This window comes from Terribacillus halophilus, assembly GCF_900162685.1.
GTDB lineage: Bacteria > Bacillota > Bacilli > Bacillales > Amphibacillaceae > Terribacillus > Terribacillus halophilus_A.
This window is the reverse complement of the sequence record NZ_LT727828.1, coordinates 1155697-1171333: the sequence shown is the minus strand read 5'-3', so window position 1 is coordinate 1171333 and position 15637 is coordinate 1155697. Positions and strand designations below refer to the sequence as shown.

Here is a 15637-nt window from a genome sequence, read left to right as displayed (position 1 = left end):
CTCCATCGTCTAAATGGAGGGTTTGTTGTATTTCTTAGCATTAAACCATGCCATAAGTAGTGTATCGTATAGTTTACCGTCACGAAGTCTTTTATCGTCCTTTAAACAACCTTCCATTTGAAACCCGAACATTTCATATAAAGCTACAGCACGTTTATTAGCTTTCAGTACGGATAAGTTAATTTTATGTATGTGATGATCCTCTGCCCAGTCTATTACCTTGTGTAGCATTTGCTTCCCTATTCCGTTTCCCCAATAGTCCTTTCGTATTGCAATGCCGAATGTGACTTGGTGCTGCTGACGTTTCAAGTTATTTCCTTCACATCTGCAATAGCCAATGATACTTTTGCCATCACAAGCTACAAGACAAAGATTATTTGGTTCTTGCTGATCGGATTTAATCAACTCTTCAAAATCCTCCGGCGAAAGATAACCTTCACCTTCTTCACGGTCCATATATTCCGTTTCTCTATCTGTTAGTACTCTTAGCTGAGCTAAACGCTTAACATCATTGACCGTGGCTTCTCGAATGTTAATACTGTTCGTCACCTTCTCCTCCCCTTTCTCTATAACAAAAAATCCCTGATCATTTTTGATCAGGGATTCATCTTNTCCCAGTCTTACAGGCAGGTTGCCCACGTGTTACTCACCCGTCCGCCGCTCATTCCACTAGAATCACCCCGAAGGGGTCATCTAGCTTCCTGCGCTCGACTTGCATGTATTAGGCACGCCGCCAGCGTTCGTCCTGAGCCAAGATCAAACTCTCCATGAAAGTGTGATGCTTTGCTTCTTGCGCTGACGTTGATCTTATAAAAGACCATGTCGTTTAGTTCGTAATTGGTTGTTTTGTTCAGTTTTCAAAGATCAATAACTGCCCTTCGACAGTAAATATATACTATCACCATTATCCGCGTCTGTCAACATAGATTCAAAGAGAAATAGAATAAATGAGAGAAAAGCGTCGGAACGCCTTCCTCAGCATCTTTTCACCTTACTTGAATACCAATTCGCCTTTCCATTCCAGCATACCGCCATCCATGTTAATAACATCATAGCCTTGGTTCTCCATGAACAAAGCCGTATTCATGCTGCGATGACCGCCTCGGCACACAAGCACATACGTATCTTCTGTCGGAAGCTCAGCCAGCTTCTCCGGCACTTGCTGCATCGGAATATGAATTGCACCTGGTATCATACCATGCTCAACTTCTTCCTCTTCCCTAACATCAATAATCTTATATGAAGTACCTTTTTCGACTAGTTCATCCAATTCTTCTGGTTGTATATTACGCATTGGTTATCCCCCTTTTCAAATAGGTAAGTCCCCTCCGTCGCACGGAAGGGACTTTTGTTTTAATTTGCTACTACGTTCACAAGCTTCCCTGGAACGACAATTACTTTACGCACAGTCTTCCCTTCAAGCCAGCTTGCCATTTGGTCATTGGAGAGAGCAATTTTCTCCAATTCTTCTTTTGAAGCATCATGCGGTACCATTATTTTTGCTCGCATCTTGCCCATTGCCTGCAGGACAATCTCAACTTCTTGTTCAATAAGTTTTGACTCATCATATACAGGCCACGCTTCATAGGTGATTGTCTCTTCATGACCCAACTTACTCCACAGTTCTTCCGTTAGATGCGGTGCAACAGGAGAAAGCATCTTCACGAAACCTTCCGCAAATTCCTGCGGGATAACAGATGCTTTATAACAATCATTGATAAAGACCATCATTTGAGAGATACCCGTGTTAAAGCGCAGTGACTCGAAATCCTCTGTCACTTTTTTCACTGTTTCGTGGTAGCTCTTCTGCAGTTCATCGGCTTCTGTATCTTGGACTTTATCAGAAAGCTCTCCTTCTTCTGTCACAAACAGACGCCATACGCGATCAAGGAATCGACGGGAACCATCCAGACCATTTGTAGACCAAGCAATAGAAGCATCTAAAGGACCCATGAACATTTCGTACATACGAAGCGTATCCGCACCATGAGATTCAATGACATCATCCGGGTTTACAACATTCCCTTTGGATTTACTCATCTTCTCGTTATTTTCTCCAAGAATCATACCTTGGTTATACAGCTTCTGGAAAGGTTCTTTCGTTGGCACTGCTCCAATATCGTATAGGAATTTGTGCCAGAAACGCGCATAAAGCAAGTGAAGCACAGCATGCTCTTGTCCTCCGATATAAACATCCACCGGAAGCCATTTCTTCAGTGTTTCGAAGTCAGCCAGTTTGTCTGGATTCTTCGGATCGATATAACGAAGGAAGTACCAGCTGCTGCCTGCCCATTGCGGCATTGTATGTGTTTCGCGCTTCCCTTTCATACCTGTTTCCGGGTCGGTTACATTCACCCATTCGGTAATGTTAGCAAGCGGTGACTCTCCAGTACCAGAAGGCTTGATTTCATCTGTTTTCGGAAGAACAATCGGCAGCTCTTCTTCTGGCACGCCTGTCATAGAGCCATCTTCCCAATGGATAACCGGAATTGGTTCTCCCCAATAACGCTGACGGCTGAATAACCAGTCGCGCAGGCGATAGCTGACTTTCTTTGAACCGTGATTATTTTCTTCCAGCCATTCAATTGCAGCAGTGATTGCTTCTTCCTTATTCATACCATTCAAGAAATCAGAATTAATATGAGCTCCTTCGCCAGTATGTGCTTCTTTTTCGATATCAGCACCTTCGATTACCGCTTTAATTGGCAGATCGAAAGTTTTAGCAAACTCATAATCACGCTCATCGTGAGCCGGTACTGCCATGATAGCTCCAGATCCGTAACTCATTAATACATAATCAGCAATCCAGATTGGCATTTTCTCACCATTGACTGGGTTAATAGCATATGCACCAGTGAATACGCCTGTTTTTTCTTTTGCAAGGTCGGTACGCTCTAAATCACTTTTCGCCGCTACCTCCTGCTTATAAGAATCAACATCTCCTCGCTGTACTTCTGTTGTAATTGTATCAACAAGCGGATGTTCTGGAGAAATAACAGCGAAAGTTGCTCCGAATAGTGTATCCGGACGAGTAGTGAATACGTTAAAACTTTCTTCTGTTCCATCAATACGGAATGTCACTTCTGCACCTTCTGAACGTCCGATCCAATTACGCTGCATTTCTTTTAAATTTTCTGGCCAATCAAGGTCATCAAGGTCTTCCAGTAAACGATCAGCATAAGCAGTAATGCGAAGCACCCATTGTTTCATCGGCTTACGAATGACAGGATGCCCGCCTCGTTCACTCTTCCCATCAATGACCTCTTCATTGGAAAGTACAGTGCCCAGCGCTGGACACCAGTTCACAGCCACTTCATCTACATAAGCAAGTCCCTTTTTATACAATTGAAGGAAAATCCACTGCGTCCATTTATAATAATCTGGATCTGTTGTGTTAATTTCACGATCCCAGTCATAAGAGAAACCTAACTCTTTAATCTGTCTAGTGAAAGTAGCAATATTCTTCTTCGTAAATTCCTCCGGATCATTACCTGTATCAAGCGCATACTGCTCTGCCGGAAGTCCAAATGCATCCCAGCCAATTGGATGAAGTACTTCATAACCTTGCATCCGTTTCATACGGGAAAGTATGTCTGTCGCAGTATAACCTTCCGGGTGACCGACGTGCAGACCTGCCCCAGATGGATACGGGAACATATCCAGAGCGTACATCTTCGGTTTTTCTGAAGAACTATTTGTTTTAAATGTTTTGTTTTCTTCCCAATAAGCTTGCCATTTCTTTTCGATTTCATGATGGTTGAATGACATATCGTGCGCCTCCTGTACTCTCTTCAACTTGAACAATCTGACCGTGAAACAAAGAAAAAGCCTCTCATCCCAATAATGGGACGAGAGACTTTTCCCGCGGTACCACCCAACTTTAGCGCAAATGCGCTCGCTCGACCTTCCTTAACGCGGAAAACGGCAAAAAGTACTGGCAGTTCCCTTTTGCAATTATGAAGGCGAGTTCACAAGCTGCTGGGACGGCTTGCACCAAAGTACCGTCTCTCTAGACCGAGCAAAGCTTACTACTACTCCTTCTCCTCATCGTTCACAGTATTGTTGTGTTCAGTGTACGAAACAGTCCCGCGTTTGTCAAGATTCGGCAGTTTCTGTCTGAAATACAGCAACTGCTTCCTGCAAGTCATTCGTTACGCGCTCAAGTTCGCCGACTGTTACAGCCAGCTGTTCATAAGCTTCATATTGTTCATTCGTCGAATGATGAACAATATCCGTTTTGGCTGTGTTTTCTTGCAAGGTACTATTGATTTGCTCCACTCTGGACAGCACGTCACCACCGAGTCGTTCTGATTGCACATTTCCGCTTTGGATTTGCTGCAGCCGACCAGATATTGCTTGAAACTTCTCTTCTATTTCGACAAATGACGTCTCCATACTTTCCATCGATGCTGCCTCCGCTTTAGCCAGCTCGTTTCCGAACTGAACAGCTTCCGATAGATTCATTGTGCCTTGACGAATTGCACGAACCGATTGATAAATAGCATCTGCAGAAACTTTTGATTCATCCGCAAGCTTCCGAATTTCATCTGCTACAACTGCAAAACCTTTCCCAGCTTCCCCAGCCCTTGCAGCCTCTATTGCTGCATTTAAAGCTAGTAAATTGGTCTGCTCTGCCACAGAAGAAACGGAAGCCACCATTTGCTCAATTTGCTGTGAATACTGCGTGAAATCCCGAAGTGAGGCTTCCATCAGTTCTCTGCTCTCGTTATTCTTCACCGTCAGCTGCTGTTGATTCACAACTGTTTCCCGGCCGCGCATGGCAGCTCCAGATGCAAGTTTGCCGAGTTCCACTGTTTCTGTCGCAAAAACACTGTTCGCTTTGCCTTGCTTGTCCATTTGCTCAATCAGCTCCACTGTCTGCTGAAGATCAGCAGATATACGCTGGGAACCGGAAGTAATTTCCCCTACAGAAGCAGCAATGTCATTGTGCAGCGATTGAAGATTTCGATTATCTTTATCAATCTCTTGAGACATTCCAGCTACTTCATTACTTGCTTTCTCGATGGAACCAATCAGCCCTTTCAGCTGTTCCGTCATTTGTCCGAATGCATGATTCATTTGTTTAATCTCCAAGGTACCAGCCTTGTCTATCGGTTCCGCAGTCAAATCACCCGCAGCGATCTGATTCGTTCTGGAAGCAAGTGCCAACAGAGGATCCGCAATGGATTTACTTGTTCTTCTGGAAATATAATTTGTTACGATGGTGAGCAGCAGAACACCAATTAAAGACACCACAATTACAAATGTTATTTGATTTTGCAAAGCAAGCTGTTCATCCTCATAAGCGGCCGTACTGTAGGCATTCGCCATGTAGACATCATTCAACAGTCCTTCTACGCGGCTCGATAACCGCAGTGCTTCCATCTCGTTCACATTTGTCAGGAGACTTGTTACGTCCCCTTGCCATTCATCGTATTTCTTCTTGCCTGCCTCTAGATATACTGCAGACTGCCCCTTTGTAGAAGATAACAACTGCTCAAAATCCGATTCACTTTGATCTAAATAAGTACGCAAGTCTGCTGCTGATGTCTCCGTCCGAATGGTAGAAGTGTTCCGCAAAACTTGCCCAGCGTTATGCAGCTCACTGTCGAGCTGCTGCAGCTTGAGCAGATGCTGTACTTGATCGTAGCTGGAAGCATTAATTCGAATCATACTCATAATGATGAAAGCAATCAGTACGAAAGCAAGCGCACTGGTACAAATAGATTGCCATAATAGTTTCCGTGTCAGTTTCATTTGGCACGCTCCGATTCTATCAGCTTTTGAGTGGCAGTATGGACTTTGCCCGCCACTTTATCTGTGATGCTGACCACTGCAATCGGACTTAATTCAACTCCCTGCTCCTCTAAGCCCACATTCGTATCACTAGGAAGGTCCTCGCCTTTGTCATTCAACTTGAGCAGCTCAAAAATAACATGGTCAACTCGCAGCATAGCAGATGTGACGACTGCATCTGGTTCTAAGTAAGCTTGATCTCCGCCAGCTCCAATCGCATAAACATGTGCCAGTGCTGCTTGCGCAATCATTGCTTTCCCAGCTTTTCCAGGATCAGCAAAAAGTACATCTGCCCCTTCTTTCAGCAGTTCCTTCGACAACTCATTTCCAGCACGCTGATCATCAGGCGACGTTTCTCGGACTAGAAGTTCTGTATCCGAATTAGTATTTTCAATCCCCTTCTTAAAGCCTGTCAAATACGGACTATCAGACTCTCCAATAAATCCTGTTTTTCCACTTTTGGTGATTGTTGCTGCTGTTACACCTGCCAGATAGCCAGCTTCCTCTGTATGGAATTGGTAGCCATACAGATTCTTCGCTTTTAAATCAGTTCCAAAGCTTATGTATGTTATATCAGGATTGGCTTTGGCCTGTTCAGCGACAGCCTCTCCTGCTTCCGCTTCAAGCGTGATGATGATATTCATCCCTTCACTCGCAAGCTCCTGGAGTGCTTTTTCGTATGACATGTCTGCTGTAACTTCTTTGTATGTATAGATAATATTGAGCCTATCTCTTGCTTTTGTGAGCCCTTCAATTGCCAGATCATTCAATTCCTGATCTCCGAGACCTGCTTCTGTAAGAACCACACCTATGCGTTTCTCTTCATCCAACTTAGCTGCAGCTGGGTTAGCAGCACACCCCGCTAAATAGCAGAGAATGAGGACACATATAGGTATTAGGATGCGCTTATGCATGTATTTGTGCTCCCTTCTTGTTATTCACCCTCCTACTATGGTCCTTATTCCGACAAGTTTCTACATGACTTCCGTTAAGTGTTTGTAAATTTTCTTTTACAAAAGAGTGATTTGGTTTGCTAAATAGTCGCAGGTAGCGTAAAAATAAGAGAGAACAATTTGTCAGAGAGAGGATTCATGGAAATGTTAAAACATGTTATTGCTTATGCGCACGAACTGATAGAACAAGTAGTCAATCCGGGAGATACCGTCATCGATGCAACTTGCGGCAACGGAAACGATACACTCGTGTTGAGCCGGTTAGTTGGAGATGAGGGGAAGGTGCTGGCATTCGATATACAAGAACAGGCAATCGAGATGACAAGCAAGCACTTGACTATGCATGATGTCACAAACACAACGTTGATTCTGGACAGCCACCAGCGTGTCGACCATTATATAACCCCAGAGGACGAAGGAAAACTTGCGGGCGCTATCTTTAACCTCGGTTACCTCCCAGGCAGCAGCAAGGCCATTACAACAAATGCTGAGAGTACCATCACAGCTATTGAGAAAATTCGCCACAGCATGAAACCTGGCGGAAGAATTGTACTCGTTGTCTATCATGGTCATGCAGAGGGCGCTATTGAAAAAGAAGGATTGCTCGCCCACGTAAAAGAGTATGATCAAAAGCAGTACGCTGTCTTGCAGTACCGCTTCCTTAACCAAAAAAATAATCCCCCGTTCATTATTGCAATTGAGAAGAAAAAGAAAAAATGAAAGAAGCGCGACACCCCTAACTAATTGGGGTACGCGCTTCTTTCATTTTATTATAAGCTTTTACATTAAGGTGGAAGAATTTTGACTTATTCCCACTTGCACGCAGCAAAGACTTAATCATTTGCTTACTATCTGTTAAAAGGCTCACTTTCCGGTCTGCTAAGTACAGCCCTACAAGACCGTGATGGACCATCTCATGGAAGGAAGCATGCGGGAGCTTCTGAACGCTTTCGTTAGTCCGGTCAATGAAATAGAGAAGTCTTTCGCGCATTTCCTCTGAATCTCTGTAATAGTGGCAAAAATTCAAATCACCTTCTTCTTCATCTTCCATTTGGTCAATATAGTAATCCAGAAGAATATGTAATCCTTGCATATAAGGGAAGTAACTGCGGTAAATATCATCCGCCAGCTGGTGATTGAGTTGTATCCCCATACCATACGACACAAAACAGAAAATACCCAGTGTTGAACCGCTGCAGGCAGAGAATTCATACCAGGTCAAATCCTGGTAGTTCGCCTGATGGTCAGCAAACCATTTTGTAAGGCGTTCAATTCGCTCTTCTTTCGCAACATGCTTATGCACTTGCAAGTCACCATACAAGCCAGATAACTTCAGCAAATACGGCTGGATAATCTTCAAATTCGGCTGCTTTCCTAAAATCGTTTGACACGTAGACACGAGAGCATGCAAATAGCCCCCATCCTCTTGTTCTTCCCGCAGTGCATAATAATCTTTTAACGGCTCACCAGGCTGCAGTGCATCCAGCATCGACTGGTGCAGAAGACGAAAATCATCCGGATCAAGTGAAGTACTGCGGTCACAAAGATTATCTAAATAATCACTAATGGTTTGATACGCAATAATGAATTTAATCGATTGTTTCCAAGCATCTCCAGCGAGAAGACTATAAACAGCTCCTCCTTGGCAGTGGAAGCGTTTTGTTCGGATACTTTCCAAAGCCTGTTTGCGAAGTTCCGGATTAGGAATTGCTTCGGCGCGTTTTGTCCACGTTTCCAATTCTTTATGTACTTCCGGGAAAATTTTCCGATATACTTGATGCATAAGTAAAACTGATGACTTCGGTATTTGTTGGGCCATAGTATGATTTCGCTCCTCGAATTCCGGGATTATCTCTTTTTTCTAAAAAAACTAGTAAGTCTATAAGAACATAAACGAAAGGAGTATTCAAATGATTTACGAATACGACAAGAAACGTCCACATGTTCATAAGGAAGCATATGTCGCTCCTGATGCTGTTATCACAGGAGATGTCACGATCAAAAAAGATGCTAGCATTTGGTTTAAAACAGTGATTCGGGGAGACGTTTCTCCCATAGTAATTGGCGAAGGTGCCAATGTACAAGATCTTTGCGTGCTTCACCAAAGTCCTGATCTACCTCTTATTATAAAGGAAGGTGCCACAATTGGTCACCAAGTTACACTGCATTCCTGCACAATTGGTATAAATTCTCTTGTTGGTATGGGTTCTCTTGTACTAGATGGCGCGGTTATTGAAGATGGCGCATACCTTGGTGCAGGTTCCCTCGTGCCTCCTGGAAAGACGATACCTGCGGGCAAACTTGCCTTTGGCAGACCAGCAAAAGTTGTACGAGATTTAACGGATGCTGATTACCAGGATATGGAGCGTATCCGACTAGAATATATAAACAAAAGCAAGCAGTATAAAGAAACAACGTAAAAAAGCCGTTCCTGCAACACCAGGAACGGCTTTTTCTTCTTAAGTAGTTTGCAGTTTGCTTCCTACTTTATCGACCTTTTGGAACTCTGCAAAGTCATATTTGCGCTCTACATAGATTTGATGCCATAGCATGAAGGCAAGTACAGTCCAAATCTTCCGGCTGTAATCCCCTTTTCCTTGGCAATGCGCCTCTAGTAAATTCAAAATATAATCTTTATGCAGCAAATGATCTGTCTGACTTTCGCGAATCAATGTTTTCGCCCAGCTGTTTAGTTCGTTCTTCAGCCAGTGGCGCATTGGTACCGGGAAGCCTAGTTTCTTACGGTTTAGTACGTGATCCGGCACAATGCCTTCTACCGCTTCACGCAGCAAGCTTTTCGTCGTGTTGTTTGCAATCTTCAAATCTTCTGGAATCTCACGTGCAACACGGAACACTTCTTTATCAAGGAAAGGCACGCGCAGCTCAAGTGAGTGCGCCATCGTCATTTTATCTGCTTTCAGCAAAATGTCTCCACGCAGCCATGTATGAATGTCGATGTACTGCATCTGATCAACGAGTGATTCATTTTTAACGTTCTCATACAATGGCGCTGTTAACTGCTGATAACTAATGGAATCATCATATGTTTTCAGAAGTTTTTGCAAGTCATGTTTTTCAAACATCTTCGCATTTCCGATATAGCGGTCTTTCAGTGGTGTTGTACCGCGCTCTAAGAAACTCTTTCCGCGTACGCCTTCTGGAAGAACTTTTGCCACACGATTAAGCAGCGCTTTAGCAGGACCAGGAATGCTGTCAAACATACGCAGTGATTCTGGTTCACGGTAAATATTGTATCCGCCGAATAGCTCATCAGAACCTTCACCAGACAGAGCAACAGTTACATGCTTGCTCGCTTCTCTCGCTACGAAATACAGTGCGATTGCAGATGGATCCGCTAACGGGTCATCCATATGCCACATGATTTTCGGGAGTTTTTCTAAATACTCTTCTGGCGTAATAATATGCGAATAGTTCTCAACGCCGATTTTCTCAGCTGTTTCTTTCGCCACATCCACTTCAGAGAATCCTTCACGTTCAAATCCTACCGAGAAGGTTTTTAGATTCGGATTAAATTGCTTGGCAATTGCTACAATAATTGAAGAATCGATTCCACCGGAAAGGAACGATCCGACCGGCACATCACTGCGCATATGTTTGCTTACGGAATCATGCAGCACATCTTGAATGCGCGTAATCCAAGCTTGCTTGTCCATGATTTTCGGTGAGAACGTTGCATGCCAGTAGCGATGTAATTCCAGCGGTTCACCTTCACGCTTCACAAAGTAATGACCAGGTTCCACTCGCTTAATGCCTTCTGTCATTGTAAGAGGTTCCGGTACATACTGATAGCTCAAATACTGCTGCAATGCCTCTGTATTTACTGTCTCGGATTCTTGAAGAAGTGTAATACTCTTCTTCTCTGAAGCAAAGAAGATTTCCTCGTCTGTTTCTTTGTAGAAGAGCGGTTTAATACCGAATGGATCACGCGCTCCGTAGAATGTTTTCTTCTCTTTGTCCCATAGCAAAATGCTGAACATACCGCGAAGCTCTTTGAAAGCTTCTGCTCCGTATGTATGGTACATCGCGGCAATGACCTCTGTATCGGATTCCGTTTTGAACGTGGAACCTTTTTTCAGCAAATCTTCACGCAGCTCAACATAGTTGTAAATCTCGCCATTGAAGACCATCCAAATTTTCTCATCATCATAGCTTAATGGCTGTACACCAGCTTCAATATCAATAATACTCAAACGGCGGAAACCGAATGAGACATGCTCATCATGGTAATATCCTTCATCATCAGGTCCGCGGTGGGTGATAATGTTGTTTTGTTGTTGGAATTTATCCTTTTCAGCTTGCGTTAGTTGTTTTACGTTTTTTCTAATGACGCCAATCAAACCACACATTTACATTTAGCCTCTCTTTCATTCCTTCTAGCCTTTAATTATAGCACAAAACAATTCGATTCTTGTATCTAGAATATGGGCGCCCGCACAAAAAGAGCAAGAGCGGGAAAATGCGCTCTTGCTTTTAACTGATTATGCGAATGTATAGCTTTTCAGCTGTGCTGCTCTATCTGTCTGCTCCCAAGGGAAGTTCTTATCTGTACGTCCAAAGTGACCATACGCTGCTGTATCTTTATAGATTGGCTGGCGCAGGTTCAGCATCTTGATGATACCTGCAGGACGCAAATCGAATAGTTCGCGTACTGCTTTTACCAATGCTTCTTGCGGTTGTTTGCCTGTTCCAAATGTATCAATACTAATTGAAACCGGTTCAGCAACACCAATTGCATAAGCAAGCTGCACTTCACATTTATCTGCAAGGTCAGCTGCAACGATATTTTTCGCTACATAACGCGCTGCATATGCTCCGGAACGGTCCACTTTGGTAGCATCTTTCCCGCTGAAAGCACCGCCTCCGTGACGCGCATATCCGCCATATGTGTCTACGATAATCTTACGGCCAGTCAAACCGGCATCGCCTTGCGGACCGCCGATAACGAAACGCCCTGTCGGATTGATAATGTATTTTGTATTTTCATCCAGCAATTCTGCGGGAACGACAGGCTTGATTACAAGTTCTTTTAAATCAGCATGAATCTGCGCCTGTTCTACATCTGGGTGATGCTGTGTGGAGATAACAATTGTATCAATTCGTACTGGCTGATCATTGTCATCGTATTCTACTGTTACCTGTGTTTTACCATCTGGACGCAAGTAGTCTACAGCTTCATCCTTCCGCACCTTAGCCAATTGCTTGGAAAGACGGTGAGCAAGAGAAATAGGAAGCGGCATAAATTCAGGTGTTTCATTACTAGCATAACCAAACATTAATCCCTGGTCGCCTGCTCCGATTGCATCGATTTCTTCGTCTGACATATGCCCTTCACGAGCTTCTAATGCCTGATTAACACCGCCTGCAATATCAGGGGATTGCTCATCGATTGCTGTCAAAACAGCACACGTATCAGCATCAAAGCCGTATTTTGCACGGGTATAACCAATTTCCTTGATTGTGTTGCGCACGATGCTTTGAATATCAACATAAGCACTTGTGGTAATTTCACCTGCAACAAGCACTAGCCCTGTTGTTACCGTTGTCTCACAAGCAACACGGGCATTTGGATCCTTAGACAGGATTTCATCTAATATAGCATCCGAGATTTGGTCACAAATTTTATCCGGGTGGCCTTCAGTAACGGATTCTGAGGTAAATAATCGACGATTAGCAGTCATTCTGCCAAATCCCCCTTCAACTACGATTAATACGGAAGTTCTACTCTTTCCAAGTATGTTATTAAGAAACTTGATAATGGGTGAAGGTTGAAAGAGCACTACGATTTGTATTGCTCTTTTTTTAGTATTAAGCCGTGACATGAAAAAAACCTTCTATGCATAACAGAAGGCTGGCTTATTCCCTCTCTTATCGTTCAAGGTAATCCTTGCTCAGGTTGAGCACCATTTCACGTGTTGTGACGGTTGCCGGGTTTCTTAGGGCCTGTCCCTCCGCCTACTCTGAATAAGAGTGTTTCCGCTCGCACTTATGTTATCGAAACAACGCCCATAAGTCAATAAAATCCTACAAATACCGACTGTGTCAATCGGGATTGATGTGCATCTATTATGCACATTTCCATTGCAATTAAATATAGTATGTATTAATATTCTAATGTGTTATACTATTAAAAACTAAACAAAAGGGCGGGATCCTAAATGCGAATGATGCATGCAGTAGCAGCGTTAGAGGAATTGCGCAATCAACCAAATGTAAAAAGAAACTTATCTGTGGCACAGCTAACGGAGGCGGCACTATCCCGTCAAGAAGCATGCCTGACAGAAACAGGCGCATTGCGAGCAGCTACCGGTAAATATACTGGGCGCTCACCTAAAGATAAATTTATCGTACAAGACGAATTATCCGAAAACAAAGTAGACTGGGGAAAAGTAAACCAGCCAATCAGTGAAGAAACGTTTGAGCATTTATTGGAAAAGGTTGTGAATTACTTGCAGGCCCAAGAAGAAGTATTTTCTTTCCAAGGTTTTGCCGGAGCGGATGAACGTTATCATTTACCGATCCAAGTAATCAATGAGTACGCGTGGCATAATCTATTTGCCCATCAGCTGTTCATCCGCCCAGCCGAAGAGGAACTGGCGGCACATAAACCTGCTTTCACTGTCATTTCTGCTCCTGGCGTGAAAGCAGATCCAGCTGTTGACGGCACAAACTCAGAAGCGTTTGTCATTGTATCATTCAAACAGCGCGTCATCGTAATCGGCGGAACAGAATATGCAGGTGAAATGAAAAAATCAATCTTCTCCGTAATGAACTTCTTGCTTCCGCAGCAAGAAGTCATGCCAATGCATTGCTCTGCGAATGTAGGGTCAGACGGAGATACAGCTTTATTCTTCGGATTATCAGGAACAGGTAAGACCACACTTTCTGCAGATCCAAATCGCCCTTTGATAGGAGACGATGAACATGGGTGGTCTCCGGATGGCGTCTTCAACATAGAAGGCGGCTGCTATGCCAAGTGCATAAACTTGTCTGCTGAGAAAGAACCCGAAATTCACAGCGCAATCAAATTCGGAACCATACTTGAAAACGTCACAGTGAATGATAGCGGTGTATGTGATTACGACGATGGGTCGGTAACAGAAAACACCCGTGCTGCTTATCCAATTGACTATATAAAAGACAGCCTTCCAAAAAGCCAGGCTGGACAACCGAAAACAATCGTTTTCCTGACTGCTGATGCTACTGGTGTGCTTCCTCCAATCAGCAAGCTGTCGACCGAACAAGCCATGTATCATTTCTTAAGCGGGTATACGAGTAAACTTGCCGGTACAGAGCGCGGCGTTACAGAACCAGAAGCAACGTTCTCTACTTGTTTTGGCGCTCCATTCCTTCCGCTTGCACCCGCCGTTTATGCGGAAATGCTAGGAGATAAAATCAGCACACACAAAGCAGAAGTGTATCTCGTTAACACGGGGTGGACTGGCGGCGACTATCACACAGGTGCCAGAATGAAGCTTACGTATACGAGAAGAATGGTGCAGGCGGCGCTGTCGGGAGAACTGAAAGATATTCATACAGTCGAAGACGAGATTTTTGGCTTGCATGTCCCAGTTTCTTGCCCAGATGTACCATCCACCCTTTTAATGCCTGAGAATGCATGGGAAGATAAAGCTGCTTATAAAGAAAAAGCAAAAGAACTAGCAATGAAGTTTCATCGTAATTTCGAGAAATTTGATTTCATTGATGAAACAATTCGCCAAGCTGGTCCATTATATAGGTAACAGAAAAAGGACTGCCCATCGAAGCCGAGCGCTTCAGGGCAGTCCTTTTACATTGTTTTCTCTAAGTTATTTATATGGTGCAGTGCACTTGGCAGTACTTTGTCTTTCATCATGAAACTGTACTCAGCTTGCTGCGCCAAATGGGAAGGAAACCGATCAACAAGTACCGGACCATATGTCTCCAGATAGTTTGACTTTTTTTTCATTTCCGAAATAATGGCGTAATAGACGTTTTTTACGATATGCCCTGCCTTACCAGCCACAAAGTATTGTCCAACGTATTTTAACTGCTGCACAACGCCACCTGTCTCCTCCATCACTTCTCGCATTGCCGCATGTTCTGCAGTCTCGCCTTTTTCCACTTTACCTCCAGGGAACTCCAATCCCCGATCTTTATGCCGTGTTAACAGCCATTTGCTGCCATAACGGCATATGACCCAAACATGTTTAGGGTGATCAGAAAATGGATGGTCGGCGAAAGACATCTTCACTTCATTATTGTAGTAATCTCTGAATGTAATCATCGTCCCACTGCCTTCTTCTTCACATCAAACCTACAAGTATTTGACTTCTGCGATTTTCCAGCCTCCGTCATACAAGAATTTGATTTCGATTGTATAATTACCGTGCAGTTCATCTGCATTGCTTTGTGTAATTGTAACATACTTATCGGACTCTGTTTTTACTTTGTATGAATTATCTGGATTGTACCATGCAGGTGTTTCAGTTGGCACAATATATAAGCCGTCTGCTTTTTCTGTGAAATAAAACTCAACCATTGGTTCGCTTACCGTTCTGGCAGCCACCTCATCAAAGCTTTTCAATAATTCTTCCTTCGTATCGTAGTTGATGACTTTATAGTTGGCATCGATATCTTGTGTAATTTTGTCCATAAATGCAGCTGTCAGCTTATTAATTTGAGCTTGTGTCAGCTCTTGCTGTTCAGTTGTCTGCTTTTCTGCTGCCTGACTCTGCTCTGTCGTTACTGCGAATATATTCTCTGAATGGTATGATAGCGCAAATGTAATTGGGACTAGGAGTGTAATTATGACAGCAAATGTTTTCTTCCAAGATGAACGTCTCATATGTATTCCTCCTCATTTAGTCTTAGTATAGGTATTCCTCATC

The 15637-nt window shown here is 43.6% G+C and carries 13 protein-coding genes, 1 riboswitch and 1 other annotated feature; of the genes, 3 read left to right on the top strand and 10 right to left on the bottom strand.

What is annotated here, in order from left to right:
* Positions 1–9: 9 nt before the first annotated feature.
* From B1K52_RS10425 to B1K52_RS10405, 5 genes are all read right to left on the bottom strand, one after another.
* Complete coding sequence (locus B1K52_RS10425; protein WP_077310576.1) at positions 10–549, bottom strand: GNAT family N-acetyltransferase; 540 nt, start codon at positions 547–549, stop codon at positions 10–12.
* Positions 550–991: 442 nt separating this feature from the next.
* Positions 992–1294 (bottom strand): rhodanese-like domain-containing protein, encoded by a 303-nt coding sequence (locus B1K52_RS10420; RefSeq protein ID WP_077307955.1) that lies wholly within the window; start codon positions 1292–1294, stop codon positions 992–994.
* Between the two features lie 59 nt (positions 1295–1353).
* Positions 1354–3768 (bottom strand): leucine--tRNA ligase, encoded by a 2415-nt coding sequence (gene leuS, locus B1K52_RS10415; RefSeq protein WP_077307953.1) that lies wholly within the window; start codon positions 3766–3768, stop codon positions 1354–1356.
* 73 nt (positions 3769–3841) lie between these two features.
* Positions 3842–4054 (bottom strand) — a binding site (T-box leader).
* A gap of 41 nt (positions 4055–4095) precedes the next feature.
* The gene (locus tag B1K52_RS10410) at positions 4096–5757 is read right to left on the bottom strand and encodes a methyl-accepting chemotaxis protein (RefSeq protein ID WP_077307951.1); all 1662 of its coding nucleotides are present in this window, start codon (positions 5755–5757) and stop codon (positions 4096–4098) included.
* The gene (locus tag B1K52_RS10405) at positions 5754–6710 is read right to left on the bottom strand and encodes a BMP family ABC transporter substrate-binding protein (protein ID WP_077307949.1); all 957 of its coding nucleotides are present in this window, start codon (positions 6708–6710) and stop codon (positions 5754–5756) included. The genes B1K52_RS10410 and B1K52_RS10405 overlap by 4 nt, the downstream gene beginning before the upstream one ends.
* A 177-nt stretch (positions 6711–6887) precedes the next feature.
* Between B1K52_RS10405 and B1K52_RS10400 the strand changes: the two genes are divergently transcribed.
* Entirely contained in the window at positions 6888–7469 is a 582-nt protein-coding gene (locus tag B1K52_RS10400; RefSeq protein ID WP_306278122.1) for a tRNA 5-(aminomethyl)-2-thiouridylate-methyltransferase MnmM, read from the top strand.
* 16 nt (positions 7470–7485) lie between these two features.
* On the opposite strand, the gene B1K52_RS10395 is transcribed toward B1K52_RS10400, so the two are convergent.
* Positions 7486–8568 carry a tetraprenyl-beta-curcumene synthase family protein gene (locus tag B1K52_RS10395; protein ID WP_077307947.1) on the bottom strand — a complete coding sequence of 361 codons (1083 nt, stop codon included), beginning with the start codon at positions 8566–8568 and terminating at the stop codon, positions 7486–7488.
* Positions 8569–8659: 91 nt separating this feature from the next.
* On the opposite strand from B1K52_RS10395, the gene B1K52_RS10390 reads away from it, so the two are divergent.
* Complete coding sequence (locus tag B1K52_RS10390) at positions 8660–9169, top strand: gamma carbonic anhydrase (protein ID WP_077307945.1); 510 nt, start codon at positions 8660–8662, stop codon at positions 9167–9169.
* A 39-nt stretch (positions 9170–9208) separates the two neighbouring features.
* On the opposite strand, the gene asnB is transcribed toward B1K52_RS10390, so the two are convergent.
* A complete protein-coding gene (gene asnB / locus B1K52_RS10385; protein ID WP_077307943.1) occupies positions 9209–11116 on the bottom strand; it encodes an asparagine synthase (glutamine-hydrolyzing) in 1908 nt (635 codons plus the stop codon).
* Between the two features lie 132 nt (positions 11117–11248).
* A complete protein-coding gene (gene metK, locus B1K52_RS10380; protein ID WP_077307941.1) occupies positions 11249–12448 on the bottom strand; it encodes a methionine adenosyltransferase in 1200 nt (399 codons plus the stop codon).
* Positions 12449–12632: 184 nt separating this feature from the next.
* Positions 12633–12738: riboswitch (SAM riboswitch) on the bottom strand.
* Positions 12739–12925: 187 nt separating this feature from the next.
* Between metK and pckA the strand changes: the two genes are divergently transcribed.
* Complete coding sequence (gene pckA, locus B1K52_RS10375; RefSeq protein ID WP_077307939.1) at positions 12926–14509, top strand: phosphoenolpyruvate carboxykinase (ATP); 1584 nt, start codon at positions 12926–12928, stop codon at positions 14507–14509.
* Between the two features lie 47 nt (positions 14510–14556).
* On the opposite strand, the gene ytkD is transcribed toward pckA, so the two are convergent.
* Together ytkD and B1K52_RS10365 are read right to left on the bottom strand one after the other, a co-directional pair.
* Positions 14557–15033, bottom strand: a complete 477-nt coding sequence (gene ytkD, locus B1K52_RS10370; RefSeq protein WP_077307937.1) for an RNA deprotection pyrophosphohydrolase — start codon at positions 15031–15033, stop codon at positions 14557–14559.
* Between the two features lie 30 nt (positions 15034–15063).
* Complete coding sequence (locus B1K52_RS10365; RefSeq protein WP_077307935.1) at positions 15064–15594, bottom strand: hypothetical protein; 531 nt, start codon at positions 15592–15594, stop codon at positions 15064–15066.
* Between the last annotated feature and the right edge of the window lie 43 nt (positions 15595–15637).